The sequence below is a fragment of the Arthrobacter sp. 18067 genome (genome assembly GCF_902706295.1).
Classification (GTDB): domain Bacteria; phylum Actinomycetota; class Actinomycetes; order Actinomycetales; family Micrococcaceae; genus Arthrobacter.
In genome coordinates this window covers 42,765-68,641 of sequence record NZ_CACSJJ010000014.1, presented here as the reverse complement: position 1 = coordinate 68,641, position 25,877 = coordinate 42,765, and the positions used below count along the sequence as shown (strand labels likewise).

General features: G+C 63.2%; 22 protein-coding genes. 8 read left to right on the top strand and 14 right to left on the bottom strand.

Annotation, left to right across the window (positions count from 1 at the left end; genetic code table 11):
• Positions 1-47: 47 nt before the first annotated feature.
• The gene (locus tag GVL04_RS14660; RefSeq protein WP_159705851.1) at positions 48-2,720 is read right to left on the bottom strand and encodes a Tat pathway signal sequence domain protein; all 2,673 of its coding nucleotides are present in this window, start codon (positions 2,718-2,720) and stop codon (positions 48-50) included.
• 139 nt (positions 2,721-2,859) lie between these two features.
• On the opposite strand from GVL04_RS14660, the gene GVL04_RS14655 reads away from it, so the two are divergent.
• From GVL04_RS14655 to GVL04_RS14645, 3 genes are all read left to right on the top strand, one after another.
• Complete coding sequence (locus tag GVL04_RS14655; RefSeq protein WP_159705849.1) at positions 2,860-3,225, top strand: metalloregulator ArsR/SmtB family transcription factor; 366 nt, start codon at positions 2,860-2,862, stop codon at positions 3,223-3,225.
• Positions 3,222-3,719 carry an SRPBCC domain-containing protein gene (locus tag GVL04_RS14650; protein WP_159705847.1) on the top strand — a complete coding sequence of 166 codons (498 nt, stop codon included), beginning with the start codon at positions 3,222-3,224 and terminating at the stop codon, positions 3,717-3,719. The genes GVL04_RS14655 and GVL04_RS14650 overlap by 4 nt, the downstream gene beginning before the upstream one ends.
• 103 nt (positions 3,720-3,822) lie before the next feature.
• Positions 3,823-4,401, top strand: a complete 579-nt coding sequence (locus GVL04_RS14645) for an adenylate kinase (protein WP_159705845.1) — start codon at positions 3,823-3,825, stop codon at positions 4,399-4,401.
• Between the two features lie 213 nt (positions 4,402-4,614).
• Here the strand turns inward: GVL04_RS14645 and GVL04_RS14640 are convergent, their stop codons facing one another.
• Genes GVL04_RS14640 through GVL04_RS14630 form a run of 3 tightly spaced genes read right to left on the bottom strand, consistent with a single transcriptional unit; the run spans position 4,615 to position 7,249 of the window.
• Positions 4,615-5,187 (bottom strand): flavin reductase family protein, encoded by a 573-nt coding sequence (locus tag GVL04_RS14640; RefSeq protein ID WP_159705843.1) that lies wholly within the window; start codon positions 5,185-5,187, stop codon positions 4,615-4,617.
• A 2-nt stretch (positions 5,188-5,189) separates the two neighbouring features.
• Positions 5,190-6,236: a methionine synthase gene (locus tag GVL04_RS14635; protein WP_159705841.1), complete on the bottom strand. Its 1,047-nt coding sequence runs from the start codon at positions 6,234-6,236 to the stop codon at positions 5,190-5,192.
• 20 nt (positions 6,237-6,256) lie between these two features.
• A complete protein-coding gene (locus tag GVL04_RS14630) occupies positions 6,257-7,249 on the bottom strand; it encodes a DUF1852 domain-containing protein (RefSeq protein WP_159705839.1) in 993 nt (330 codons plus the stop codon).
• Positions 7,250-7,369: 120 nt separating this feature from the next.
• Between GVL04_RS14630 and GVL04_RS14625 the strand changes: the two genes are divergently transcribed.
• Positions 7,370-8,311 carry a LysR family transcriptional regulator gene (locus GVL04_RS14625; protein WP_159705837.1) on the top strand — a complete coding sequence of 314 codons (942 nt, stop codon included), beginning with the start codon at positions 7,370-7,372 and terminating at the stop codon, positions 8,309-8,311.
• Between the two features lie 44 nt (positions 8,312-8,355).
• Here the strand turns inward: GVL04_RS14625 and GVL04_RS14620 are convergent, their stop codons facing one another.
• The 4 genes from GVL04_RS14620 to GVL04_RS14605 all read right to left on the bottom strand — a co-directional run bounded on the left by GVL04_RS14620 (position 8,356) and on the right by GVL04_RS14605 (position 13,766).
• Positions 8,356-9,096 (bottom strand): glycosyltransferase family 2 protein, encoded by a 741-nt coding sequence (locus GVL04_RS14620; RefSeq protein ID WP_159705835.1) that lies wholly within the window; start codon positions 9,094-9,096, stop codon positions 8,356-8,358.
• Positions 9,093-10,451, bottom strand: coding sequence for a bifunctional PIG-L family deacetylase/class I SAM-dependent methyltransferase (locus GVL04_RS14615; RefSeq protein ID WP_159705833.1), 1,359 nt, complete (start codon positions 10,449-10,451; stop codon positions 9,093-9,095). Before GVL04_RS14615 ends, GVL04_RS14620 begins: the two co-directional genes overlap by 4 nt.
• A complete protein-coding gene (locus GVL04_RS14610) occupies positions 10,445-11,533 on the bottom strand; it encodes an acyl-CoA dehydrogenase family protein (RefSeq protein ID WP_159705831.1) in 1,089 nt (362 codons plus the stop codon). Before GVL04_RS14610 ends, GVL04_RS14615 begins: the two co-directional genes overlap by 7 nt.
• 112 nt (positions 11,534-11,645) lie before the next feature.
• Positions 11,646-13,766 (bottom strand): FG-GAP-like repeat-containing protein, encoded by a 2,121-nt coding sequence (locus tag GVL04_RS14605; RefSeq protein WP_159705829.1) that lies wholly within the window; start codon positions 13,764-13,766, stop codon positions 11,646-11,648.
• A 275-nt stretch (positions 13,767-14,041) separates the two neighbouring features.
• Here GVL04_RS14605 and GVL04_RS14600 point away from each other — a divergent pair, with 275 nt between their 5' ends.
• Together GVL04_RS14600 and GVL04_RS14595 are read left to right on the top strand one after the other, a co-directional pair.
• Positions 14,042-16,339 (top strand): bifunctional SulP family inorganic anion transporter/carbonic anhydrase, encoded by a 2,298-nt coding sequence (locus GVL04_RS14600; protein ID WP_159705827.1) that lies wholly within the window; start codon positions 14,042-14,044, stop codon positions 16,337-16,339.
• A gap of 191 nt (positions 16,340-16,530) precedes the next feature.
• Positions 16,531-17,127 (top strand): DUF1992 domain-containing protein, encoded by a 597-nt coding sequence (locus tag GVL04_RS14595; RefSeq protein ID WP_159705825.1) that lies wholly within the window; start codon positions 16,531-16,533, stop codon positions 17,125-17,127.
• A gap of 138 nt (positions 17,128-17,265) precedes the next feature.
• Here GVL04_RS14595 and GVL04_RS14590 read toward each other — a convergent pair whose 3' ends face one another.
• Positions 17,266-18,603, bottom strand: a complete 1,338-nt coding sequence (locus GVL04_RS14590) for an ammonium transporter (protein WP_159705823.1) — start codon at positions 18,601-18,603, stop codon at positions 17,266-17,268.
• 170 nt (positions 18,604-18,773) lie between these two features.
• Positions 18,774-20,000 (bottom strand): MFS transporter, encoded by a 1,227-nt coding sequence (locus tag GVL04_RS14585; RefSeq protein WP_159706004.1) that lies wholly within the window; start codon positions 19,998-20,000, stop codon positions 18,774-18,776.
• 164 nt (positions 20,001-20,164) lie between these two features.
• Here GVL04_RS14585 and GVL04_RS14580 point away from each other — a divergent pair, with 164 nt between their 5' ends.
• Positions 20,165-20,896, top strand: a complete 732-nt coding sequence (locus GVL04_RS14580) for a glutamine amidotransferase (RefSeq protein ID WP_159705821.1) — start codon at positions 20,165-20,167, stop codon at positions 20,894-20,896.
• A gap of 33 nt (positions 20,897-20,929) precedes the next feature.
• Here the strand turns inward: GVL04_RS14580 and GVL04_RS14575 are convergent, their stop codons facing one another.
• The 4 genes from GVL04_RS14575 to GVL04_RS14560 form a co-directional block, all read right to left on the bottom strand.
• The gene (locus GVL04_RS14575; RefSeq protein ID WP_159705819.1) at positions 20,930-22,552 is read right to left on the bottom strand and encodes an FAD-dependent oxidoreductase; all 1,623 of its coding nucleotides are present in this window, start codon (positions 22,550-22,552) and stop codon (positions 20,930-20,932) included.
• A complete protein-coding gene (locus GVL04_RS14570) occupies positions 22,549-23,598 on the bottom strand; it encodes an alcohol dehydrogenase catalytic domain-containing protein (protein ID WP_159705817.1) in 1,050 nt (349 codons plus the stop codon). The genes GVL04_RS14575 and GVL04_RS14570 overlap by 4 nt, the downstream gene beginning before the upstream one ends.
• 9 nt (positions 23,599-23,607) lie before the next feature.
• Positions 23,608-23,940, bottom strand: a complete 333-nt coding sequence (locus tag GVL04_RS14565; protein ID WP_159705815.1) for a YciI family protein — start codon at positions 23,938-23,940, stop codon at positions 23,608-23,610.
• Positions 23,941-24,051: 111 nt separating this feature from the next.
• Entirely contained in the window at positions 24,052-24,948 is an 897-nt protein-coding gene (locus GVL04_RS14560; RefSeq protein ID WP_159705813.1) for a LysR family transcriptional regulator, read from the bottom strand.
• A gap of 87 nt (positions 24,949-25,035) precedes the next feature.
• Between GVL04_RS14560 and GVL04_RS14555 the strand changes: the two genes are divergently transcribed.
• A complete protein-coding gene (locus GVL04_RS14555) occupies positions 25,036-25,842 on the top strand; it encodes an IclR family transcriptional regulator (RefSeq protein WP_159705811.1) in 807 nt (268 codons plus the stop codon).
• Positions 25,843-25,877 lie beyond the last annotated feature (35 nt).

Sequence of the window (25,877 nt, the reverse complement as noted above, 5' to 3'; positions counted from 1 at the left end):
ACTTTCCGGCCTCGATGGCGCCAAAGAAGGTCAGGAAGCAGAGGAAACTACGACGCCGGGACCTCCTGCGGTGCATCGGCCGCCGTCGGCAGGTGGTGGCCGATCAGGGCCAGGTTTTGGATGACGGCCAGGCCGAACTGGGCGGTGTCGTTGGTGGAGACTGTTGGGGCTTCATCGACCGGCTGAAGCACGTATGGCGGCAGGATCTTCTTGAGCGTGAAAGCCTCGGCGTGGTTCAGGTTCTCCCCACCTTCGGCAAAGCTTTCCCATGCCAACTCCGCCAGTTCCGGCGAGCCCAGCCGGGCCGCGGCGTAAGCCGTGAGCCTGCTATGCGCCTGGGTGAGGTAGATGCCGGCCAAAGGTTGCCCGACCTCTGCGATCTGCTCCTCCGGGGTGGCCAGGAACAGCCGGCAATACTGCATCCAGGCTTCTTCGAAGTCCTCGTCCGGCACCAGGCTGATCAGTTCGCTGCAGATTTCCACCAAACCGAACACGGCACTCAGGTGCGAGACGCTGATGACTTCCCTGCCGGCGTCGAACCTTCCTGCATCCAGGTCATACAGCGCTTCGCCTGTCAGGAAGCCATACTTCAATGCGCCGATGTCTGCCATGGTGCCCAGCAGACGGTCGCGTGAGCGCGGGTTGCCCGTACGCTCCCAATCAGTGAGCCACGTGGCGGCCAGCGAACCCCAGTCGGTGCCGAGCCCGACGCCCAAGGCGCCGCGGTCCGGGCGGTAAGTATCGGCGTCGGGCCTGACCTTGCGGACCGGGTCCAGCCCCAGGAAGTTCTGGTCGCTGTCCACCAACTCGGTAAGGAGATCGCCCGTGCGTTCATCCGCCGTGAGGTAGTAGTAGAACCGCCGGTAGGCCGGGGTGCTGATGCGCAATTGTTTGGCGCTGCAACCCCAGTGCTGGACGTTGTGCCGTGAACCCAAACCGCGCCAGGGGCCCAGATGGTAGACGTCCACTTCGCCGGTGTGGCGGGTCATGGCCTCGGCGTAGCGGAACACATCCGCGCGGCCGGTGCGCAGGTACATGTACCAGAGCCAGAGGTCCGGCGAGAGCTCGGAGTTGTCCCACGCGTAGCCGCCTACGTCGTAACGCCAGACATGCCGGTCGGTGTCATAGGTGTGCATGACGTCGCCATAGTTCCAGAACCCATACCAGCGGCGCTGTTCGGTCTGGCCTTGGTAGAAGTCGAACAGGAAATCCAGCTTGTCTTCCAGTTCTGCCCGGGCGGGGGTGCTGCGGTCCACCGGCGCCCAGTTGCCGAAGACGCCGGCGGCGTGCAGGTACGCGGGCGAGGGTTGCAGCAGCGGGGGAGTGGACGCGGCCTTGGCATCGGCGGCGAGGGTTTCCGTGCTGGGCGTGGCCTCATAGGCGAACAGCGTGAGCTCATGCGTGCGCGCGATGCCTGTGGGGTTGCCGAAGCCGGGCTCGTAGTCCTCGTACGTGATTTCGAGGCCCTCAAGCTGGTCCTCGAACGTGTCCTGACCCAGGCCGTCGTGATAGAAGCGGAGGTCCATCGGTTGGGCTTCGGGAGAGTAGAGCCACGCCGTCATCGTGGCTTCCGCGGTGGCTGCCCCGCGGATGTCCAGCTGCCCCGGGTGGGACTGCCAGAAGTCACGGATGCCAATGCCCAGGCCTCCTCCCAGGTCGCTCACGGAGCAGAAACCTGACGATCGTGTACCGCCTGAAATGCCAACCCAGCCGTGGCCGGGGGCGGTTCGCTTGCGCAGTTCAAAGCCGTCCGACGTCAGCTGGGTGAGGGTGTAATCGTTCCAACCCGGGATGAGGTGGAGGCGCTCGGAGACCAGTGGACTCCATTCGCTGAGCGGCGGCGTGGGCAGGCCGGCGATCTGTGCCACGCGGACTTCCTCGCCCGGATCCCGCCGTAGTCCGGTCAGCCCACGGACGGCCTCCACCAGGAAACCGCCGTCCGCGCCCGCGATCCGGACATGCCGATCATGCAACTCGCTGGCGAGGGGGACCGTGAACTGAACGCCAAGTCCGGCCAGGAAATCCTGTTCAGCGTCGCCGTCCCAGATGAACGAGTGCATCATCCGGACGCTGCCGGCACCTGCGTAGAAGTAGAAGCGGACGGTGAACGGGAGCCATTCTTTGGTGCCGTCATCGGCTTGGTGCCGGCCATCGACGCGGACCACTGCACGGACCGGACCCCGCTGCTCCACGGTGACGCTGGTGGTGTGGCCGGTGAATCCTTCACGCTCAGAGGTACCTGCACCGTCGATCAGGTCCTTTTGGAGCAAGCTCACCAGCCGGGCTTCCTTCGCCACCACGGAACCGTCGCGGCTCAGCCTGCTGAACAGACTTCGCCCGGTGCGCGCCAGCACCATCTCCAGTTTGCCCGTCGAGACGGTGACCGACGCTTCCGTCTCGGTGACCGTTACTTCCGGTGAGTGTTCGACGACGACTGCCGGACCGCCGTCGTGCGTGTCGGTTGAGGGGGCCACGCTGTAAGAGGCCGCGGGCTGATCAGTTGCACCGATGGCAATGCCTGCCCACTTGAGGGAGCCATCGGGCCAAGTGGCCAGCGGCCAGGTTTGGGCATTCACGGGGCCGCCGCCGGAGTCGAGGACCCTGAGTGCGGCTGCGTCCGGAACTATGCCGCGTTGGAACGGCATTCCCCACGTCGTGCCGCCGCTGAGTCCGGCGGGCGGTTCGCCATCGATCCACGTGATCGGGGCGTGCTGAGTCATGATCGAGTCCACCTAAGGAGTTGGGAAAACGCTTTCTTGAGACGTTTCAATAACTTACCCGTGGTGGTGCGGGGCCGCAAGGGGTGGTCAAGCCCTGGTCCATTGACACCTGTCCAGCCCGGGCGTATCGTACAACCAAATGGTTGTAGATCAGCTCACCCCGATACCCGAACGAGACGTCGAGCTCGACCGCCTGTTCCAGGCATTGTCCGACGCCACCCGCAGGGACATCGTGGCCCGGGTGACGGCGGGAGAGTACTCGGTCTCCGGGCTGGCTGGGCTCTACGCCATGAGTTTCGCGGCCGTGCAGAAGCATGTTGCGGTCTTGGAACGGGCCTCCCTGGTGACCAAGGAGAAGCGTGGGAGGGAGCAGATTGTGCGGGGGAATCACGATGGACTGCAAAAAGCCCGGCATCTGTTGGACCAATTCGAAATGATCTGGCGGCAACGGGCCAGCCGGATCGCGGACATACTCGCTGAAGATGACGAAAGGGATCTGCCATGACTGTTGTCAGCGTAAGCAAGGATGTTGAAGCCCTCAGCTTCACCATCGTGGCCGAATTCGACGCGGACGTGAAGCGCGTCTGGAGGATCTGGGAGGACCCGCGGCAGCTCGAACGCTGGTGGGGGCCGCCAACGTGGCCCGCGACTTTTGAAACCCACGAGTTCACTGCCGGGGGCAAGGCTGCCTACTACATGACCGGCCCGGACGGCACCAAGGCCCGCGGTTGGTGGAAGTTCACCACCATCAACGCCCCGGACCACCTGGAGTTTGACGACGGCTTCGCTGACGAGAAGGGCGAGCCCGTCGACGACCTCGGCATCACGCACGCCGTAGTGAAGCTCGAGCCCGTGGATAGCCGCACGCGAATGACCATCACCTCCAGCTTCGAGTCCGAGGAACAGATGCAGAAGATGGCCGAGATGGGCATGGAAGAAGGAATGCGCGAGGCGATCGAGCAGATCGATGCCGTTCTTGCGGAACCGGCCAACGTCTGACGACTGAACCGAAAGCAAAAAGAAGCCGACGACGGCGGGTGCCTCCCGCCGTCGTCGGCGTATGGTTTAAGTCCCGGCTGCCTCTCGAAACGGACCAAGTGTCATGGCGCGATTGATCATCATGGGCCCTCCGGGTTCCGGTAAAGGCACGCAGGCGGAACACCTTGCGAGGCATTTTGGGATCCCCGCCATTTCCACGGGCGACCTTTTCCGCGCCCATGTCCGGGACAAAACGGATCTCGGCCTGGAAGCCGGCGAGTTCATGGACCGGGGTGAGTTCGTGCCGGACCACGTCACCACGGACATGCTCAAGCAGCGCATGGAAGAAGCCGATGCTGCCGAGGGGTTTCTGTTGGACGGCTACCCGCGAACGGTGATTCAGATCGGAGCCCTGGACGAGATGCTGGCGGTTCGGGGACAGCCCTTGGAAGTTGTCCTGGCGCTCACGGCCTCGGACAGCGAGCTGCTGGCCCGGATACTCCGCCGTGCTCACGAGCAAGGCCGCAGCGATGACACCGAAGCCGTGATCCAGCGTCGGTTGGAGTTGTACCGGGACGAAACCCAGCCAGTTCTGACGGCTTATTCGAAGCGCGGGATTCTGTTGACCGTGGATGGATCCGGCGAGCGGGAAACCATTACGCAGGCCGCAATTACCGCCGTCGAAGGGGTGCTGGCGGCTTAGCCGGTCGCAGGGTTGTGTTCCGCGGCCAACGTGCGGGGTTGGGAACCGAAGCGTCGCATGCGTGCTGACCCGGGTTGCATCCGAGCCCTTCAGGAAGTCGATGGACGCTCCGTTTTAACGAGGACGACGGCTATTAACGAGGACGACGGCGGGAGTTATGCTCCCGCCGTCGTGCGCCGTTCGGCTTGCTGCATCGCATTGTTGGCGCGGCGCTCAGCCTTCATGCTTGGAATGCTCGCCCAGACGGTGCCATGTGCGGTTGTGGTAGACCAGGGCGTCGCCGGGTTCGCCCGCTTGGATGTCACGCATCACGCGGGACTCCAGGGCGTGAACGGCGATGATTGTGGAGGTCCCCACCTCCATGCGATTGATGACGGCGCAGCGCACCCAGGCGCGGACATCGTCATACACCGCTTCGCCGGTTGCAAGGGCCGACCAGCGGTGGGTCTGGTCAAAGCGATCGGCGCCGGGGGTCGCTCCAAGCTTCGCCAAGTCGACGTCGTGCGCGTCCAACAGGTGCACGACGACGGTTTCGGCGCGTGAAAGCACCTCGGACGCAGAGGACAGTGCCGAGACCGAGAAAATCAGCAACGGAGGTTCCGCACTCACTGACACCACCGACGATACCGTCAGTGCCACCGGTCCTTCGCCGGCATCCGCCGTGATGACTGCGACACCTCCCGGGTGGCCACGGAACAGTGCTTTGAATTCGTCGGCCGAGAGGGAGGACGGGAAGCTTTGCTTCGGAGCCCCGAGCCAAGTGTCTGGGGGATAGGCGTGAAACATGGTTATGACACCGTGGGGGCGGAACGGGCGAGTTCCTCGCGAACGATGTTCGTCCCTGCGCTGAGAGCACTCAGCTTGGCCAGGGCGACGTCCCGGGGGAACGGTGCCATGCCGCAGTTGGAGCTGGGGATGAGCTTGTCCGCATCGACGAACTGCAGGGCCTTGCGGAGGGTGTTGGCGACGTCCTCCGGGGTCTCGATGGTCTCGCTTGCGACGTCGATTGCACCGAGCATGACTTTCTTGCCGCGGAGGAGCTCGATGAGGTCCATGGGCACATGGGAGTTCTGGGATTCCAGCGAGATGATGTCGATGCTGGAGCTCTGAAGCAGCGGGAATGTTTCCTCGTACTGCCGCCACTGTGAGCCGAGCGTCGCCTTCCAGTCATTATTCGCCTTGATCCCGTAGCCGTAGCAGATATGCACGGCGGTCTCCGCACGCAGCCCTTCTGCCGCTCTCTCAAGCGCAGCCACGCCCCAGTCCTTGACCTCATCGAGGAAGACATTGAACGCGGGCTCGTCGAACTGGATGATGTCCACGCCGGCCGCCTCCAGTTCTTTCGCCTCCTGGTTCAGGATCGCAGCGAACTCCCAGGCCAGCTTCTCGCGGCTCTTGTAGTGGTCATCGAAGAGCGTGTCCACCATGGTCATGGGACCGGGAAGAGTCCATTTGATCGGCCGGTCTGTGGTTGCGCGGAGGAACTTCGCGTCGTCGACGAATACCGGCCGCTCGCGGCGCACCGGCCCGACGACGGTCGGCACGCTCGCGTCGTAGCGATCGCGGATGCGCACGGTCTTGCGCTGTTCAAAGTCGACCCCGCTGAGGTGCTCGATGAAGGTGGTGACGAAGTGCTGGCGGGTTTGCTCGCCGTCGCTGACGATGTCGATGCCGCGTCGGCTCTGCTCGTGGATGGCAATGCGCAGCGCATCCTGCTTGCCCTCGAGCAACGTATCTCCCTCCAGCTTCCACGGGGACCACAGAGTCTCCGGCTGTGCGAGCCACGATGGTTTGGGCAGGCTTCCGACAACGGTGGTGGGCAAAAGTGTGTTCATGATTGACGATTCTCCGTGGGTCAGTTGACGAGAGCGGGGTATTTGGCGGTCCACTGGTCCAATAGATCCTTGTGGGGCGTGATGAAGTGTTCCTCCGTGTACTTCGCCTGAGTGACCGCGAGCTGACTACGCTCGACGCGGTCGTAATCGATCTGGGTCCGCGAGTAATCCTGCTCTCCCAGGCTCGGCTGGTAGACGACGGCGGCGGCGGAGTTCGCGTTGTAGACCTCCGGGCGGTAGATCTTCTGGAACGTCTCCATGGTGCTGATCGTGCCGATGAGTTGCAGGTTGGAGTAGTCGTTGAGCAGGTCGCCGCGGAAATAGAAGGCGAGCGGCGCTACGCTGCCGCGTGGCATGAAGTAGCGAACCTGCAGCCCCATCTTTGCAAAGTAGGCGTCCGTCAGTGAGAACTCGTCCTGCTGGTACTCGACGCCCAGGACGGGGTGATGGTTCTCTGTTCGCCGGTACGTCTTGGTCGTGGAGACGCTGATGCACACCACTGGCGGCTGTGGGAAGCGTTCCTGGCATGCTGGGGAATCGAGGAATTGCTGGAACAGTTTGCCGTGCAGATCGCCGAAGTCCTCGGGAACGGTGGGCTTGCCTGCCTCCGCTGCTGCCGCTGGCAGTACCACGCTGAAGTCGAAGTCACGGACGTAGGAGGAGAAGTTGTTCCCCACGATCCCTTGGTGGCGGACCCCGTTCAACTGGTCCACGATCTGGATGTCGAGAACCTCGAACAGGGGGAACTTCTGATCCGTACCTTCCGCAGTGAACTCTATCTGCACGGAAACGATCTCAAGCTCGAGCGTGTAACGGTCCCTGTCCGGGTTGTCCCAGCTTGCCAGATCGTTGAAGCGGCGCCGAATCATGGTCAAAGCGTTGCGCAGGTTCTCCTGGCGGTGCTCGCCCCGTGCCAGGTTGGCGAAATTCGTGGTGATCCGCGAGCCTTCCGAGGGGGAGTAGTCCTCGTCGAAGGGGGTCGTGGTGATGCTGAAGGTGAAGTCGTCTGCCATGTGCTGCCATTCCGTTGATGGGCCGGAGACGGCCTTTCCGAAGGGGATGTATCCATGGTGCAGCCTAGGGAGGGGTATCAGGTAACTAGTGGTTGCTATGCATTGATATAGAATTTTCCTATGGCCCAGATTTCGAGCGGATTGACCCTGCAGCAACTCCGCTACTTCATAGAAGTTGCAGCGGAGGGGTCGATCTCCGCGGCCGCCGATCTTCTCTACGTTGCGCAGCCGACTATGTCCGCATCGATGAAGGACCTTGAGGCCCGGGTGGGCCGTGCGCTCCTGGTTCGCTCCGCCCGCGGGGCCACCCTCACCGCCGACGGGGTAGAGTTCCTCGGCTACGCGCGGCAAGTCGTCGAGCAGTTCGCTCTCCTCGAGCAGCGCTACCTTGGCAGGCCACCGACGCGACGTCTGCTCGGGGTGTCAACGCAGCACTACTCGTTCGCGGTGGACGCCTTCGTCCGGATGGTCAAGGCCACTGATGTGGCCGAATACGAGTTCTCCCTGCGTGAGTCCCGCACCTGGGACATCATCGAGGATGTCCGGACGCTCCGCAGCGAGATAGGCATCCTCTACCGGAACGATTTCAACCGGAAGGTCATCGACAAGCTGCTCCGGGAATCCGGTCTCGCGTTCACTCCGCTTTTCCTCGCCGATCCGCACATTTTCATTTCACGGAACAACCCGCTCGCCACAAAAGAGCGTGCGACCCTCGATGATCTCGCCGGCTTGCCGCGACTGACCTTCGATCAAGGTGCGAACAACTCTTTTTACTTCGCCGAGGAGATTCTCTCCACCATGTCCAGTAAGCAGGAGATCCGGGTCTCAGACCGTGCCACGATCTTCAACCTCATGATCGGGCTCCACGGCTACACGATCTCGACGGGCATCATCAGCGGGCAGCTCGACCCGGAGATCGTCGCCATCCCGCTCGACGTTGACGAACGCATCGAGATCGGCTGGATCGGCCACGCAGCGATCCCCCTTACCGACCAAGCGCAGCACTACCTCAGGGAATTGCGGGCCGTCGTCGCTGAGTTCGGCGTAGCGCTGCTCGACTGACTGCAGGTGAGCGGGCGGGCCAAAACCCCTTCAGTGATGGACGCTTAGCCCGTCGCAACCGGAAGGTCCGCGCCCAAGGTGCGAAGGTAGGCCGCGAAACCCTCCGGCGCGCGGGCGTGGGTCCGCCCGGAGGTCACCACCCGGGTAGTGTCCGTCGCGGTGACCACGAATCTGTGGCGGCGGAGCTGTTCAACAAGGACCCGGTCTTCGTGGGCCCGCAGTTTCGGGAACCCGCCCACCGCGAGATACGCCGATGCCCTGATGCCCAGGTTGGCTCCATAGATGTGGGGGTGGTCCTCGCGGAACGGGTGTAGTTCCAGCCAGCGCCTCAGTACTGCCGGATCCACGTCGTCGGGGTCTGGTTCAACCGAGCCGAGGATGGCGTCGGCTCCCGCGTTGGCCAGCTCCACTTGCCGCACGAGCCAGTGTTCCGGGACCGCGGAGTCGGCATCGGTGGTCGCCAACCAGGTAGTCGCTGGTCCGTCTCCGGGCATGCAATCCAAGGCGGTGAGGATGCCGGCGTCGCGGCTGGCACCGGTACTCCGCAGTCTCACGTCCATGGCGCCGAAACGGGGGTCGGCGGAAACGTACGCTGCCGTAATGTCAGCGGAGCGGTCCGTGCAGCAGTCCAGGACGACGACGATGGAAACGCTGGTTCCCGGTCGCTCCCGTTGCAAGGCGTCCGCTGCTGTCTTGAGCGCTGCGAGGGCCTTGCCGATATGCCGGTCCTCGTTATGGGCGGGCATCACCACAATGACGCTGGTGATGGTTTGAGGGTCCGTCATGGCGAGGTGTCCGGTGCTGTGAAGACTTCCAGCATGAAGTCCTTCTCCTGATAGAGCCCGTGGGTTGGCCAGCCGAGGTGGGTGCGGGCCATGGCATGGACCGATTCCGCGTCGAGTTGCCATCCGGAGATCGGGTGCCTCCAGTGGCACAGAACAAGGGTCCCGCCCAGCCTGGTGGAGGCCTGGATCCGGGCCAGGAGTTCGGTGAGTTCTTCCGGTGACAAGTAGTAGCCGGTCTCGGACAGGACCACCAGATCAAACGAGCCCTCCGGCCACTCCTGGGGCATGATCAGGTGTTTGACCTCCGCGGAAGGGTGCCCGGCGAGCCTCTTCGCGGCTTGGGCCAGTGCCGCGGAGCTCGCATCCACGCCAAGGAACGTCCCGCAGCGCCGGGCGAGTTCTTCGCTGAGGGTGCCGATGGAACACCCGATCTCCAGCCCGGATTCGTAGCTTTCACGGGGCAAGGCAGCCAGGGTCAGTGCCCGTTTGCGGCGCTCATACCAGCTGGTGGTGTAGCTCCAAGGGTCCTCTTCGCGGCGGTGGACCTCGTCGAAGATCCGCTCGGCGTCCACGGCGCTGTTGTTGCCGGAATGGGAGGGGTGCCAGGCGAACGTTTCCCACGGCCGCTCGAAGTGCTCCAGGAACGTCCCGGAAAGCAGCGTCTCATCGCCCGGTTGCCCTGACAGCGGTTCCGTTTGCGAGGCGTGGGCGCGCATCGCGGCGGACTTGGCTTGTTGTTCTTCCTGGCTCAGGGGCACGCGTACCCAACTACTCCAGGTGGTGTCCCCAGTTCCTGCCCACAACCAGTACCAAATGGGGTATTCCAGAAGTCCGTAGCCGTCTTGTGTGGCGAGGTCCGCGGCGACCTTGCCGAGGGTGTCGTGGTCCGTGTGTCCGTCTGACCGGTAGGGGGCCACGATCACAACTTCCTCCGCCGTTCGCCCCGCGATGCTCTCGCGAATGGCCGCAGCAATACGGTCAGCATGGGCAGCCAACTGTCCGTCGGGGAGTTCCAGGAACCGCAACGTCGCGCTGGGCGCCAGCCCTGACACCGCCGTGGTGAATTCAGCGAGCCTGACAGCGGCAAGCCGTTCCGGCGTCGTGGTTTGCGAGTCCGGATGCGATGCCTCGCCTGCGGTGCAGAGGACTAGTTCGATCGCGGCCCCGGCCGCGTGCAGTCTGGCCAGAAAGCCGCCGGCGCCGAGCGTTTCATCGTCCGGATGCGCGGCCAACACCACGAAGGTCAGGGCCGCGAGTTCGGATGTGTCCAGCGGCAGTTCGGGGAGGGCAGCTACCCCCGACGCTGCCCATTCCTGTTCCGGCGTTCCGGCGTCAGTGTGGGAGAAAGTCACCACTGGCGTTCCCCCTTCAGCGTCAGCGCGCCAAGTTGAGCGTCGTCCCGCATGGCGTGGTGCTGCCGGATGTACAGCGAGAGATCGGCCATGCGCTTTCCGTAGGCTTCGTTGAACGCCAGCGGCGCGGGGCCGAGGTTTTGCGTCACCACTGTTTGGACACGCTCGACGGCGGCGGCCACCGTTCCGCGGATGCGCAGGGCTTCGCTCCAGGCGCTGGGGCCGTTGGTTTCTGTGGTGTCAGCGCCGCGGCTGTCCAGTTCGCCGGCGTCGATTCTCTCTGCCGCTTGGGCCAGGTACCCGGTCACGGATGTGATGATCCGGTCCACCTCGCCCAGGGAGGCGAGGGCGATTTGGTCCGGTTCCCTGCCGTTGTCCGCGCCCTTCGCCAGCGCGGTCTTGAAATCCCGGGCAAGGGCAACTGCTCCGCCAAGCCAGCACGCCGCAACGCCCATGCCGCCCCAGGCGAAGCCGGGTCGTGTGAAGTACCACCCCTCGCCGCCGACCGGGGTTGCGAGGACTTGGTCGAAGTGGACGGTGCCGCTGGGAATTTCCTGGAGACCTCGGCTGGTCCACTGCGGTGTTTCGCAGGTCACCCCTGGGTCTTTGAGGTGCACGGCGAAGGCGGCCCGTTTGTTGTCTTCGGTGTGGGCGGTGATCACGGCACCGTCCAGTTGGGAGGCGAGCGAGCACCACGGTTTGGATCCGTTGAGGACGTAATTCCCGGCGTCGTCGCGCTTGGCCTCGAGCTTCAAGCCGGGGCCTTCGGCGGCGAAGACTCCCCAGGCGCCCTCCGGCTGGTTGTGATTTCCGGCCTGCTCCAGAATCGCTACGGCGTCCAAGTGAGGCTCAAGCGCCCGCCCGGACGCCACATCCACGGCTGTGACGGATGCCAGGAGTTCCCAGAGCTTGGCGGTATTTCCCTCGCCGGGCTTGGGGGCGGTTTGGCCGATTTCCTCGGCTATTGCCAGCAGTGCAGGGACATCGCCCACCGCTTCCCGCATCTTTTCCAGCATGGGCTCGAGGGCTTGCAGCTGGGCAGGTTCGGAACTGATGCGTACTGGCTGGGCTTCGGAGTCGCTCATGACCCCAAGCCTAAACTAAGGAGCCTTAGGTTATGCGTGTGGAGGGCAAGAGAACGACGGCGGGTGGTTGCCGCCGTCGTACTTGGTGATTCTGCGTGCTTTGTTCTGGCCTCTAGATGATGGCGTTCATGACGTTCCAGCCAGAACCGACTTGGACCCGGGGGAGCCAACCACTTTTCCCGTTGCCGGGGTAGAGCCAGAGGGTGCCGGCTGAGTCGCGGGCCAGGAGGTCCACGTTGCCGTCGCCGTTGAAGTCGCCGGGCCCAACGATGGCCGACATGGCATTCCACCCGACGCCGACTATTCCTTGTGGCCGATAAGTCGTGTGGGTCTTTTCGCCCCCGTAGTGCCACAGATTGCCCTGCCCATCTCTGGCGAGTAAATCCTGCAATCCGTCCCCATCGATGTCTCCGGGGCCTACCAGGTGGTTCATGATGTTCCAACCGCCACCTATCGCGTAGCCGGTCCACCAGCCACCCTTGCCGTCACCGCGATAGTGCAACAGGTCTCCCGAAGAGTTGGTAACGATATCTGGGTTTCCATCGCGTTCCAGGTCACCGCTGGCCGTCATGTTGCGCATGCCGCCCCATCCTTCCCCGATCCGGATGCGGGGCAGCCAGCCGGCGCGTCCGTTTCCGGGGTAAAGCCATAAGACCCCGGAGAAGTCGTAGGCCATTAGGTCCACGGGGCCGTCGCCATTAAAGTCACCGGGCGCCACGATGGAGTTCATAACCTGCCATCCTTGCCCGACTTTTACGCGGGCATTCCAGCCGCCCCGCCCGTTCCCCGGGTAGAGCCAGAGGGCACCCTGGGCATCGCGGGCCAGTACGTCTTCGGCTTTGTCGCCGTTGAAGTCATGCCGGGCTTCTTTCTCTGCAATGGTGATGGTGTAGGCAGGTGAGACGACGTCGGGACTGGCTCCATTGGAGACAATAACCCGGAAAGTATATTTCCCCGTCTTTGTGGGAATCCCTGATAAGAAACCATTCTCCAGCAGTGACAACCCTGGAGGTAATGTGCCATCGAGGATCTTGTGTGCAGGAGTTAGCGACCCATAGCCGTCTATCCATGCCCTGTAGAACTCATTTACCATTCCGGTCTCTACTGGCGGAGCAGAGTTGATCATCACTGGGTGGTTGGTACCGTCAATAACGCGGATTGACTCATCCTCACGGTCGCTTACATAAATCGTGTTGGTCTTTTCATTGATAGCGATCTCTCCAGCGGACTTGTTCGTAAGACGCACAAGCCCCGATGAATGCGTTGATCCATTGAAAACCCTGACCGAGTAACCTTCCGTGATGTAGACCTTGTTCGAGGACTCATTGACCGCCAAATACCGAGGGTACTGCGAGGTGGGATGGTGCGTGATCTTCTGGGTCGAGCCGTCCAGAACCGACAGCGATGCGCCAGCCAAGTTCAGCACATAGATCTGGTTGGTGGTCTTGTTGATTCCGATCGCCCGCGGTTCATCACCGGTGGAGTATGTTGTGAGCCTATTTGTAACTCCCTCAATCGAGGTCACTGTGTCCGCGGCCGGATTCGTCACGTAGATCGTTCCAGTTTGGGAGTTCACGGCAATTCCATCGCCGGATGTCCCAGCCTGAACTTTGGTTACAACTGAGGTTGCCACATCAACAACTGCAACCTTTCCATCAGTGCCTGCAATATAGACTTTGTTGGTGACGTTATTGATTGCTACATTGCTGCCGTTAACACCTGTAGCGATTGAACGCAATCCGTTGGTGGTGCCGTCAATAATGCTCAACAAGTTTGGGGATGCCACATAAACCTGGTTTGTTTTCTCGTTGATGGCGATTCCAGGACGATTTCCATTGGTTGTCACAGTGGTGATTGCGTTCGTGGTGCCGTCGATGATGGAGACCTGGCCCCCGGAATGCGCGACATAGACCTTATTGGTTACGGTGTTCACCACTGCGATACGGGGTTGACTCACTGTGGAGATGGTCGCGGTGACTTCCCCATATTTGCCCATAACGCTCACTGTGCCGTCGTCCAGGTTTGGCACGTAGGTCGTGTTGGTCACTTGGTTCACGGCGAGGCCGGATGGAGTGCGGCCCACCTCCCTCCTTCCCCAGTCAACGTCCGCGTGCCCCGTTTCTGGAGCCAGCACGCTCAATAGGGCAGCTACCACCACGACGGCCAGCAGCCCTGCCGAAAGACGCTTCCCTGCCGAGCGTGAAAACAACGTAGAAAAACCAAGAGCAGCCAACAGCCCAACCCCCAAAATCCAATGCGCGACTATCGCTTCAACCAGCGAATCCTACAGCCCCGGCGGTTCGGTTTGTGATGTGCGCCGCATTGTTGCGCAGGCGGGGCTCACGACCCGGAACGCCCCAACGCGCTCCACCCCCACGAAAGTTCCCGTGGGTCCCAACATGAAGCGCATCTTCACAGTTTTTGTCACGCTTGTCACTTCCTGTTGTCATTAACGGTGACAAGTTCCGTAGCTTGGAAGGGTCAGCATTCCCAAGCTCAAGGATCACCATGCCGCAGCCCAACGATTCCGCTACCGTCCCCACTGACTCCCACAGCCCGCCGGGAAAGAACCCTGGCAATGTTGCAGCCAAGCCAAGCTTCCTCAGCAACCTCGGAGCGGACCTTCCCGCGTCCCTCGTAGTCTTCCTCGTCGCACTTCCTCTTTCCCTGGGCATTGCCGCTGCCTCCGGAGCCCCCGTCATGGCCGGGCTCATCGCCGCCGCCGTCGGTGGAATCGTTGCCGGCAGCCTGGGCGGGTCCCCACTGCAGGTGAGCGGCCCCGCAGCCGGCCTGACCGTCGTCGTCGCCGGTCTTGTGGACGAATTCGGCTGGGCGGTGACATGCGCCATCACCGCGGCTGCCGGCGTCGTGCAGTTACTCATGGGTGTCAGCCGTATTGGCCGGGCCGCGCTGGCAGTGTCGCCCGTGGTGGTCAAGGCGATGCTCGCGGGCATTGGCATCACCATCATCCTGCAGCAAGCCCACGTACTGCTCGGCGGCCAAGCTGCTGGATCCGCCGTCGAAAATCTGACCGCTTTGCCAGCGGCCATCACCAACGTGGAGCTGCACTCAGCATTGCTGGGGCTTGCCGTTGTTGCCATCTTGATGGCCTGGAAGTACTTGCCGGCAGCGGTGCGAAAAGTGCCTGGCCCGCTGGCCGCCGTCGTCGCCGTCACTGCCTTGTCCGTAGCGGTGGCTCCAAACGTTGAGCGCATCAGTTTCAGCGGGTCCATTTTCGACGCCATCGCCCTCCCAAGCCTGCCCGACGGCAACTGGCGCGCAGCGGGCATGGCCGTCATCACGGTGGCCCTGATTGCGAGTATCGAATCGCTCCTGTCAGCCGTCGCCGTCGATAAAATGCACGGCGGCTCGCGCACCAACCTCAACCGCGAACTGGTGGGGCAAGGCTCCGCCAACGTCGTCTCCGGCATGCTAGGCGGACTCCCGGTGACCGGTGTGATTGTCCGCAGCGCCACCAACGTTGAAGCGGGCGCCGCGAGCCGCACCTCCGCCATCCTGCACGGCGTCTGGGTCTTGGTGTTTTCCGCACTGTTCGCCGGGCTCATTCAACTCATTCCGCTGTCCGTGCTGGCCGGCCTGTTGTTGGTCATCGGCGCGAAGCTCATCAAGGTCGCGGACATTCGTACCAGCCTCCGCACCGGCGAGCTCCTGGTTTACAGCGTCACTCTGGTGTGCGTCGTAGTCCTTAACCTGCTCGAAGGCGTCATGATCGGCCTGGCCCTCGCCGCCCTCTGCGTTCTGTGGCGCGTTCTCCGGGCGCAGATCAACGCCCATGCGCCCGCCGGTCCGGCCCTGCCGTGGCGCGTTATCATCGCCGGATCGTGCAGCTTCTTCGCGCTGCCCCGGCTCAACCGCGTCCTCCACTCCGTTCCAGAAGGCCAGGACGCCGTGGTGGAACTCAACGCCGACTACCTGGACCACGCCTTCCGCGAAGCGTTGGTGGCCTGGCAGAAGCAGCACCGTAATACCGGTGCCTCCGTGGTGCTGGAGGAACATGGAACCACCGCCTTCACCGATGCTGAGGACAACACTCCCCAGCGGCAGGACCCGCGCGAATTCCCGCTGCCGCCGCGCACGTCCTGGCTGCCGTCCGGTGACGGTCCAACAGCAGACGACGACGGCGGGCAGCCGCCGCTGCGGTCGATCCTCCTGGGCATCGACAAGTACCATCGTCGCCACGCGGACAAGGTCCGCCCCCTGGTTCAGGACCTCACTGAAAGCCAGAACCCGGACACGCTGTTCGTGGCTTGCGTCGACTCCCGCGTCAACCCCAACCTGATCACCAGCAGCGGACCGGGCGACCTTCTCACGCTCCGCAATATTGGCAACGTGGTGTGCAGCGATGGCCGGGATGCCTCCATCGACTCCGCACTGTCCTTTGCTGTCAAGGCGTTGTCAGTGGATTCGATTGTCATTTGCGGCCACTCCAATTGCGGTGCGATGAAAGCCGTCATTGCTGATGCTGAGGGTTCTGCACCAGCCCTCGGCGCGGGATTCGATTCGTGGCTGGAGCACGCGCGTCCCAGCTACTCGGCGTTGCTGGCCGGCCACCCTGTTGCCCGTGCGGCCGAGGCCGACGGATACAGCAGGCTGGACCAGCTGAGCATGGTGAACATTGCCATGCAGCTCCGGAAGCTGGAGGACCACCCCGTCACGGGCCCTGCCCTTGCCTCCGGTCAGGTGCAGGCCACGGGTCTGTTCTACGACATCTGCACAGCCCGCGTTGTGCTGGTGACTCCGGAGGGCATCGAGCAGCTGGATCCGAGCATGGCGGTGCGCTCCTAGTTCCGGCCGGGCCGCCATCACCCACTTCGGGCTCCGATCGACCCCCGACACGCCACCGTCGACGGCGTGTCGGGGTCGTCGCGGTTTCAAAGTAGGTTGTGGGGGTACCTGCCCCAACCTGGGAGACGTGCGGAATACTGGAACCACGATGTCCGGCAGGCGAGGGCTGCCGTGCGAGGAGGTGGCAGAACGTGAATGCCGGGAACAACGCCTTCAGGCGGAAGCTCGAGCGCGGCGCGGAACTGAGGGCAGTGCGTGGATGGGGCGGGAACGCCGAGGAAGACGCGGAACTCGAAGCTGCCGATGCGGAGGAACGTCAGAAGGGCCGGAAGGTGGATGACGCCGCCCGGGTTGAGTACCTCATCCGGGACGCCATGAACCAGGGCAAGTTCGACAACCTCAAATACGCGGGAAAACCCATCCCGGGGTTGGGGGAGCACTATGATCCCGATTGGTGGGTCAAAGGCCTCATCCAGCGTGAACGTCTCAGCGGGATCGGTCCGCCGGCCATTTTGCTCCGGATTGAGGATTCCGAACTCGACGCCAAGCTGGACCAGCAGTACACGGACAAACAGGTCCGGGACATTCTTGAGGACTTCAACAAACGCGTGATCGAGGCCCGGAGGCAATTGCAGGGAGGCCCTCCGGTGATCACAAAGCTCCGCGATGTGGACGTTGAACTGGAACGTTGGCGGGAGCGCAGGGCAGCCGCGGCTCCTCTTGAGCGCGAACCCGCACCGGACACCAAACGAACGTGGTGGCAGCGACTTTGGAACGGCTCCGGCTAACCCAACTGAGTCGCAGTTCAGGCCGTTATGAGCCCTGGGACCGACCTCAACTGCGACCTAGTTGGGTGGGGGGCACACAACAGCAGCCGACGGCGGGACTGACGTTCCGCCGTCGGCTGCTGTTTGTTTGTGGTGCCGTTAGGCGAAGCTGTCTTCCTTGGCGTTCGGCTGGGTATCTTCGGACACGGGCTCCGGCTTCCGCCTCAGCATCGAGTACAGGTGCGCCTGCTGCTGGCGGAAATGGCCGTGGGCGGTGAGGCCGAACTCGTAGGCGGACTCGGCGTGCTGGGTGAGGTCCACACCGGTGACTTCGTGCTCGTGGGCCACGCGGAATCCGATGGCCTTGTGGATGGCCCGGCCGATGACCAGCGTGCCCAAGCCGGAGAGGGCAATGGTGATCAGCACGGCCATGGTCTGTGCAATGAGCTGCTGGGGACCGCCGCCGAAGAGAAGGCCACCGCCGACGCCGTCTACAGGCAGTGCGATGAAGCCCAGTGACAACGTTCCGATGACACCAGCGCCGAAGTGCACGCCCACAACGTCCAGGGAGTCATCGAAGCCGAACTTGTACTTCAGGTCAACGAACACTGCGCAGGCAGCGCCGGCCACGAGGCCCAGGCCAAGGGCGGCGAGCGGGCTGATGTTGGCGCAGGACGGGGTGATGGCCACGAGGCCGGCCACCACGCCGGACGCTGCGCCCAGGGAAGTCGGGTGTCCGTGACGGACCTTCTCCACCACGAGCCAGCTCAGCATGGCCGCAGCCGGGGTGACCAGGGTGTTGACCCAAATGAGGCCAGCCTGCTCAACCGTGGTGGCAGCGCCGCCGTTGAAGCCGAACCAGCCGAACCAGAGGATGGCTGCGCCGATCATGATGAACGGGACGTTGTGCGGGCGGTGGTTGGGGTCTTTGGCGAATCCGTGACGCTTTCCCACGATCAATGCGAGGACGAAAGCGGCGGTTCCGGAGCTGACCTCAACCACTGCGCCACCGGCGAAGTCGATGACCTGGCCGAAGATCTCCGTGAGGGCACCCCCGGCGCTCATGAGGCCACCGCCCCAGATCATGTACGCCAGTGGGCAGTAGACCACGGTGACCCAGATCGGTACGAAGAGTGCCCACGCGCCGAACTTGGCACGGTCCGCAATGGCACCGCTGATCAGGGCAACGGTGATGATGGCGAACGTCGCTGCGAAGCCTGCCTTGATGAGATCGGGCGAACCCATGAGATCCTGCAGGCCGAAGTGCGCGAACGGGTTGCCGAACAGGCCGAGGAAGCCGTCGCCGGTGGTCATCGAGTAGCCCCAGAGGACCCAGACAACTCCAACGATGCCCGCCGAGATGAAGCTCATCATGATCATGTTCAGAGCTGCTTTGGCGCGGGTCATGCCGCCGTAGAACAGGCCGAGGCCCGGGGTCATGAATAGCACCATTGCCGATGACAACATCAGCCAGACGTGTTGCGCAGAGATCTCCACCTGCGTTCCCTTCAAGCTTGTCCGAAACGGGGCCGTTGTTGCACGGCCCACACCAACCCCCCGATCAATATTCGGTGAGCTATGTTTCAGACTCAGAAGAGCTAAGTTGCAGGTAAGTTACAGAAATCCTCGGTTCGTGAAGATCACGTCACTGGCGTGTTTCGGGAATGTTAACGGCGCTTCTCGCGACCCCCTGCAGGGTAACCGCCGCGACGGCTGGCAATGATGATCACCAGGGCAACCGCCGTGGGAATCGCGGCGGCCAAGGGCACTAGCTGCGCGCCCAAAGTAGTGAGGGCGAAGGCCCCGTACACAGCTCCGACGGCGATACCCAGTTGGATGGTCACCACGGTGAGGCCGTTGGCAGCATCCTTGTGCTCACCGCCGGCACGGAGAATCGCCGCCTGGTTGTAGATACCCACGGCACCGAATGCGATACCCCAGAGCGTCATCAGTCCAAACGCTCCCACCCAGGTGCCGCCGAGCGCAGGCAGCAGGGCGAACGCGAGGGTCAAGAGTCCGACGGCGGCAATCACCGAGGTGCGTGGGCGGGAGTCCGCGGTCATACCGGCAATCCAGATACCCACCAGGCTGGCGATGCCCACCACGGAAAGGGACAGGCTCGTAGCAGATTCCGGCAGCCCGGAGGCGAGAAGGAATGGAGCAACGTAGGTGAAGAGTGTGAAGTGGGCCAGCAGCAGGAGCGGCCACGCGATGGCGATGGCGATGACGCCGGGCAGTTTCATGGCTGCCCGGAGCGATGGGGTCTTCTGGCTGGCTTGGTCATGGGCGCCAGGGAGCAGCCAGAAAGCCAACACAGCCAGGAGGACACCAACTCCGGCCAGGACCAGGAACGAGGCCCGCCAGGTCATGAGCGAACCCATCAAAGTCCCGATGGGGGCGCCAACGGCCAAAGCGATGCTGTTGCCGCTGAAGACCACGGCCATGGCCTTGCCCACGGAGTGTGCGGGAACGATGCGGGCCACATACGGGGCCATGCTGGACCACAACATTCCGTGCGCGATACCGCCCAGGAGCCTGGCCCCAATCGCCCAGCCCAAAGTGGGACTCAATGCCAGCAGGACATTACTGAGGGCAAACGCCAGAACGGTTGCGATGAGCAGAGTCTTCCGGGGCACTCTTCCGGCGAGGAAGCGGGACAACGGGAGCGCAGTGAAGACGATGATCGCTGCGTACACCGCAGTCAGTGAACCGACCGCCGATTCGTCCACCCCAAGGTCGCGACTGATTTGGGGGAGCAGACCGGATGGGAGGAGTTCGGTAGTCACCGCGGTGAAACCAGCAGCCGCGAGAACCAGAAGGCCGCCCCACGGGATCTTCTTCGGTTGCTGCGTTTCAGCAGGTGCCGCCTCGGGCGATTGCGTACCGACGACCAAAGGGTCCTGCTTCAAAGATTGCTCCTCAAGGATGAGTCATTGTTTTTTCAATGGGGGTTCCTACAACGTTATGCAGCCACGGCGATGCAAGGGAGTCTCTGTCAGAAACCCCCTCCGCTCCAACACACTTTGTCAGTCAGGCATTCCTCGCGCAGACTGGGCCTGTGAAGCCCTTCCTTTTGCTGGCTACCCGCGCCGAAGACGCCGCAGCCGATGACGAGTACCAGGCGTACCTCCGGTACTGCGGCCTAAAGCCGGAAGAGCTTGTTCGTTTACGGCTGGAATCTGAGCCGTTGCCGACCCTTGAATTGTCGGACTATTCCGGGGTGATTGTCGGTGGCAGCCCTTACACGTCCAGCGACCCTGTGGAGGAGAAGAGGGCCGCCCAGATTCGCGTGGAAGGGGAACTCTCAGCGCTGCTGGACAGGATCGTGGCCGAGGACTTCCCGTTCCTGGGCGCCTGCTATGGCGTTGGGACCCTGGGCGTGCATCAGGGAGCCGTCATCGATCGTCGCTTTGGCGAAGCGGTAGGAGCGACGGAGATCAAGCTGACGGCTCAGGGAGAGCGGGACCCGATGCTTCGCGGCGTCCCGCACAGCTTCGAGGCGTTTGTCGGGCACAAGGAGGCATGCAGCGAATTGCCGCCGAATGCCGTGCTGTTGGCGAGTTCAGCGGCCTGCCCGGTGCACATGTTCCGCATCAGGAACAATCTGTACGCCACGCAGTTCCACCCGGAACTGGATGCCGACGGCCTGATCACGCGGATCAACATCTACAAGAATGCCGGCTACTTCCCGCCCCACACGGCCGACGAACTTATCGAGACCGCACGGCAATCATCGGTGACGGAGCCCATGCGTGTCCTGCGAAACTTCACGGAGCTCTACGCCCGCTAGCTGTGTGTTGTGGGCCTGTTGTGCAGGGTTCGGCTACTTGAGCCGGGCCACCAGGTCCTCGCCAACTGCGAAAGCCCGGGTGATTGCAGAGCCCAGGGTGGCGCCGCCGCCGGGGTAGTTGTTTCGGAACACGCCAGCCGAGACGTTGCCCGCCGCGTAGAGCCCCGGAATCACCTGCTGCCGATGGTCCAGGACGCGCCCGTTGAAGTCCGTGGCAAGGCCTCCCGACGTCCCCAAAACGCCTGCACGGATGGGAACGGCGTAGAACGGGGGAGCAAGCAGAGGCGCCAAACAGGGATTGGGGGTGTTCCCGGCGTCGCCCAGGAAGCGGTCCTGCGGTGTGGCGCCCCGTCCGAACTCAGTGTCAACACCGAGGGCCGCGTCAGCGTTGAATCTGGAAACAGTGGCGTCCAGCCCAGCCGGATGAATGCCCAATTCCAGGGCCAACAATTCCAGGCTCGGCGCGGATACCATCCACTCGGCGGGCTGGCCCGGCGTCGATCCCGCTACCGGGTACTTTGCCAGGTAGTTGGAATCGAACACCAACCAGGCCGGGTTGTTCTGTTGCCTGCCGGTATGCGGGTTGATGGACGCGAAGACCCTGCTGGCGTCGTGATAATTAAGGGCTTCGTTGACGAAGCGTTTCCCGTCGCTGTTGACAGTGATGGAGCCAGGCAGTGTCATCTCGACGTTCCCCATTCGGCCGGAACGCTGCCCGTCGTACTGGTGGGCAGCCGTCGAGATCACTGGAACGCCCCACACCGCGGACATGTCCTCCACAGCTGCACCGGCCTTGAGGCCAAGTTCCAAGCCGTCGCCCTCGTTGGAGGGAGCACTGATGGGCGTCACCGGATACGGCAGGAAAGCGCTGCGCAGCCGCGGATTCCACTCGAAGCCTCCAGACGCAAACACGACGGCGGTCGCAGCCACGTGCGTCCCACTGCCGTCGAGGCGCACCGTCCACCCGCTGCCGGAGGGGGACAAGTCCTCCACAGGACTCGACACCACGATGTGCGCGCCGCGGTCCACGGCGCTCGCCACCAAGCTTCCCACCAAGGCGCCGCCCATGGTCCGGATCCCGGTGGACGCCCGGTGCTCCAGAAGCAACGGATCAGCGGCGCGGCCGTTGAGCTCATCGCGTTCGGTCATGGTGAGCAGCGGGAAGTACGACGACGGCCGGAGCAACTCCGCAAGGCCCGGGTAGTCCCGGGGATCAAAGGCGTTGTTGTCGAGTCCCCGGCCACCGTTCGCGGCCCCCTTCCACTCCATGTGGTAATCCGGGCGGGCGATGGGAACCATGGACACTTTCGTGTTCCGGTTGAGGAATTCCACGGCCCGCGGCGCTGTGGCGACGTACCACTCAATTTCCTGTGCCGTCATCACGTGGCCGGCTGCCTCCGTAAGGTAAGCGACGCCGTCGGCATGGCTGTCCTGGTACCCGGAGGCCTTGGCGAGATGGTTGTTCGGGGCCCACATCACGCCGCCACCGGCAGCACTGGTGCCGCCAAGGAGGGCCGCCTTTTCAACCACGAGGACCCTTAATCCGGCATCGGCCGCGCGGACGGCGGCGACCAGCCCCGCAGCGCCGCTGCCCATGATCACGACGTCGTAGCTTGCGTTGAGCTGGTCGGGTGCGGTGAGGATTGAGGTGCTCATGCGGGGGTTCCCGCCGGCATCTCGATGACGATCTTGCCGATCTTCTCGGTGCGTCCCTGCATCAAGCGGTATGCCTGCTGCAAATCCGCGAAGGCAAAACGATGGGTCATGAGGGCCCGGGCTTGATCGGGGTGCCGGGCCAGCAGGGCCAGGCCGTCCGGGATGAGGTTCAGGCTCATCCGGCTGCCCATCAGGTCCAGTTCCTTGTAGGGGATGTCCTTCATGGAGACGCTGGCCTGCCTGGGGGAGATGCCCACCTGGACGATCCTGCCGGCGCTGGCCACAAGCCTGATGGCGTTCTCCAACGACGAGGGGACACCTGTGGCTTCGATGACCAGCTGCGGACCGTAGCCGTCGGTCATCGCATCCAGCCGTGACGTCTGGTGTGCATCCGGGAAGTCGCTTCCAGGCGTCACCAGGAGGGTGTCCACGGCGCCGAATTCGACCGCGAGGTCCAGCCGGTGCTGTTCGGTGTCGGCGCAGATCACCTTGACTCCGAGTTCGGTCAGGTAGAGGGTGGCCAACAATCCGATGGGGCCGCTGCCCAGCACCAGCGCGGTTTCGCCGGTTTCGGGCCGGCCCCGATTGACTGCCTGCATGGAGATGGACGCGGGTTCGCCCATGGCAGCGATGTCCAGCGGCAGGTCGCCGGGAATTGGGCAGAGCTTGTCCACGGGGACGCTGATCAATTCGGCGAGAGCGCCGTCCGAATAGCAACCCAGGCAGCCCACGTTTTGGCAGACGTTGTACCGGCCGGTGAGGCAGGGGCGGCACTCGCCGCAGCAAATGATGGGGTTGACGGCAACGCGGTCACCGATGCTGAAATCGTGGGAACCCTCTGGCTCAAGGGCCTCCACTATGCCGGAAAACTCGTGGCCTTGGATGAGGGGCAGTTCTGTGGGGTAGTCGTCCTCCCAGATATGGAGGTCCGTGCCGCAGAGGGTGACGTTGTGGACCCGGACCAGGGCGTGGCCGGGTTCAAGGGTGGGCTCGGGGGTGTCGTGAAAGGTGATGGTTTCTTTGGCGACGGTGATCGCGGCAAGCACGGCGGGACCTCAGCCCTGCGCGGCGGACTGCGCGGCGGGCTGAACCGCGGGCTGTGCAGAGTCAGCACCAAAGAAGATGTTCCATTGGCGCACCGTCCGTTCCTCGATGAGTCCGGCCTGGTGGAACGGGTCCTGGTCCATGAGGGATTCGACGTCGGCTTTGGCATCAGCGACGATGATCAGCAGAGCACCGGGTGCTTCGTCCGGACCAAAAGGCCCGCTTTTCAGGAGACGGCCGCTGGTGAACTGGGATTTGAGGAACTCCACATGCGCGGGACGAACTGCGTCACGGTCGGTGGACGTTGAATCGGAGTAGGCGTAGGTAACGGCAAAAGTGGCCATGAGGTTGTCCTCGTCATTGAGTGGTTGGGGCTTTCCTCAATGCTGGGTAACTCATTGGTCCTTGTCCAATACTTAGTTGATCTATAACTATGTGCAAATAGCACATAGTGACTAGTCTGCGGGGGTAGGCAGCACTTCCTCGGCCACCTGAAGGGCGGCCCGCACCGCCGGCGACATCGCAGTGGGGTTCCACGCGAGACCGGAAAACAGCAGGACGTCTTCACCTTCCAGGGGCAGGAAAACGATACCGGCAGGCATGATTCCCTCAATCGATTCGGGCATGAGGCTGATGCCCACGCCGCCGGCCACGAGGGAAAGCGCCGTGTAAGGGTCGGAGACCTCCTGGCTGATCCTGGGACGGAATCCGGCTGCAGCACAGGCCGCGAAAGTGACCTCGCGCAGCGTGGACCCCTGCGCGGCGGGCATGGTGATAAAGGGATCGCCGGCCAGTTCAGCCATCTCCACCGAGGCCTGCCCGGCAAACGGGTGGTCCGCAGGCACCGTGACTCCCAGCCGTTCGGTGGCAATGCGGCGGGTGGCCAGAGAAGGTGCGTCGATGGGAAGGCCGATGAAGGCCAAGTCCAGGGCGCCATTGCTTAGTTGTTGGAGTGCTTCCTGGGTCAACAGGCCGCCGTGCAGTGTCACATCCAGATGGGGGTAGTGCTGGCGCAATGCCCGCGTCAACGGTGGAAGCGTGGCGTGGTTCAAAGCCCCGGAAAAGCCGATGGCGAGCTTGCCATAAACAGTCCCGGAACCTGCACTGACGGCTCTGCGGGCGAGGTCCACTTCCTCCAGGATCCTGCGGGCGTGCGGCAAAAGGGAGTGGCCGGCCGTGGTTAGCGTGACGGACCGGGTGTTGCGTTCAAAAAGTGGTGCGCCCAGCCCCTTTTCGAGCTTCTTGATGGTTTGGCTCAGCGGCGACTGCGCCATCCTGAGTCGTTCTGCCGCCCTGCCGAAGTGCAGTTCCTCGGCCACCGCCAGGAAGGCCTCGATTTGCCGCAGTTCCACGTTGCCTCCCGGGTTTTCACGCTCCACTGCAAGGCTATATTGGGTTTTGAGGTCCGGGTTGCAGTGACCGGAAAGTACGGAGGCATCATGGCAAACTCGGCGTCGGGCGAGTCCGTGATCGAACGCGTCGTGAAGATCATGGACGCTTTCTCCAAGGGCCAGCCGTGGCTTCCGCTGAAGGAGATGGTCCGGATCACCGGCATGTCCCGCAGTACGGTGCACCGCATGGCCATGGATTTGGCAGCCAGCGGACTCCTCGAACGCAACGCGGCCGGCGAATTCGGCGTTGGCATGAAGATGTGGGAGCTGGCCTCGCGCAGTAATCCCTTGGAGGAGTTCCGGCGCCGCGGATTGCCGTTCCTGGAGGGTGTCCACGCTGCTGTCCGGGAACACGTGGCCCTGTCCATTCCGGACGTGGAAACCACCAGTGTGCTCTACCTTGAACGCCTGGACCGGCATGGAACGGTCATGAACCTGGCGCAGGTGGCAGGCCGCTTGGACATCCACACCACGTCATCCGGAATGGCCATGATGGCGCACATGCCGGGCTGGGTGCAGGACCGCTTCCTGGCCGGGAAGTTGGAGAAAACCACGCCCGCCACAGAGACGGATCCGGCCAAGCTCCGCAGCCAACTCGCCCTCATCCGTGAGCGTGGCTATGCCCGGTTGGTCGGTGTCCTGGTGGAGGAGAACACTGCCTATTCCGTGCCTGTGTTTGGCCAGGGCCAAGCCGTCATCGGTGCGATATCCGTCGTCGTGCCTTCCGTTGACGAAGACGCTGGGCTGATCCTGCCCGTACTGGTGGCGGCGGGCCGCGGCCTGTCCCGCACAATGGGTGCCGAGCGACGGCCTTATGGCTCCCGTCCGTGGCTCCCTCAGACCGGGCCGGCATAGTCATCCCGTTCAACGGGAAGTTTGCCCGGGCCGTG

What these genes read in the sequence shown, in the direction of transcription:
- GVL04_RS14575 (WP_159705819.1), bottom strand. Translation starts at nt 22,552, where the DNA reads ATGAGCACCTCAATCCTCACCGCACCCGACCAGCTCAACGCAAGCTAC.
- GVL04_RS14600 (WP_159705827.1), top strand. Translation starts at nt 14,042, where the DNA reads ATGCCGCAGCCCAACGATTCCGCTACCGTCCCCACTGACTCCCACAGC.
- GVL04_RS14630 (WP_159705839.1), bottom strand. Translation starts at nt 7,249, where the DNA reads ATGGCAGACGACTTCACCTTCAGCATCACCACGACCCCCTTCGACGAG.
- GVL04_RS14610 (WP_159705831.1), bottom strand. Translation starts at nt 11,533, where the DNA reads ATGAGCGACTCCGAAGCCCAGCCAGTACGCATCAGTTCCGAACCTGCC.
- GVL04_RS14620 (WP_159705835.1), bottom strand. Translation starts at nt 9,096, where the DNA reads ATGACGGACCCTCAAACCATCACCAGCGTCATTGTGGTGATGCCCGCC.
- GVL04_RS14555 (WP_159705811.1), top strand. Translation starts at nt 25,036, where the DNA reads ATGGCAAACTCGGCGTCGGGCGAGTCCGTGATCGAACGCGTCGTGAAG.
- GVL04_RS14650 (WP_159705847.1), top strand. Translation starts at nt 3,222, where the DNA reads ATGACTGTTGTCAGCGTAAGCAAGGATGTTGAAGCCCTCAGCTTCACC.
- GVL04_RS14655 (WP_159705849.1), top strand. Translation starts at nt 2,860, where the DNA reads ATGGTTGTAGATCAGCTCACCCCGATACCCGAACGAGACGTCGAGCTC.
- GVL04_RS14660 (WP_159705851.1), bottom strand. Translation starts at nt 2,720, where the DNA reads ATGACTCAGCACGCCCCGATCACGTGGATCGATGGCGAACCGCCCGCC.
- GVL04_RS14640 (WP_159705843.1), bottom strand. Translation starts at nt 5,187, where the DNA reads ATGTTTCACGCCTATCCCCCAGACACTTGGCTCGGGGCTCCGAAGCAA.
- GVL04_RS14625 (WP_159705837.1), top strand. Translation starts at nt 7,370, where the DNA reads ATGGCCCAGATTTCGAGCGGATTGACCCTGCAGCAACTCCGCTACTTC.
- GVL04_RS14565 (WP_159705815.1), bottom strand. Translation starts at nt 23,940, where the DNA reads ATGGCCACTTTTGCCGTTACCTACGCCTACTCCGATTCAACGTCCACC.
- GVL04_RS14635 (WP_159705841.1), bottom strand. Translation starts at nt 6,236, where the DNA reads ATGAACACACTTTTGCCCACCACCGTTGTCGGAAGCCTGCCCAAACCA.
- GVL04_RS14645 (WP_159705845.1), top strand. Translation starts at nt 3,823, where the DNA reads ATGGCGCGATTGATCATCATGGGCCCTCCGGGTTCCGGTAAAGGCACG.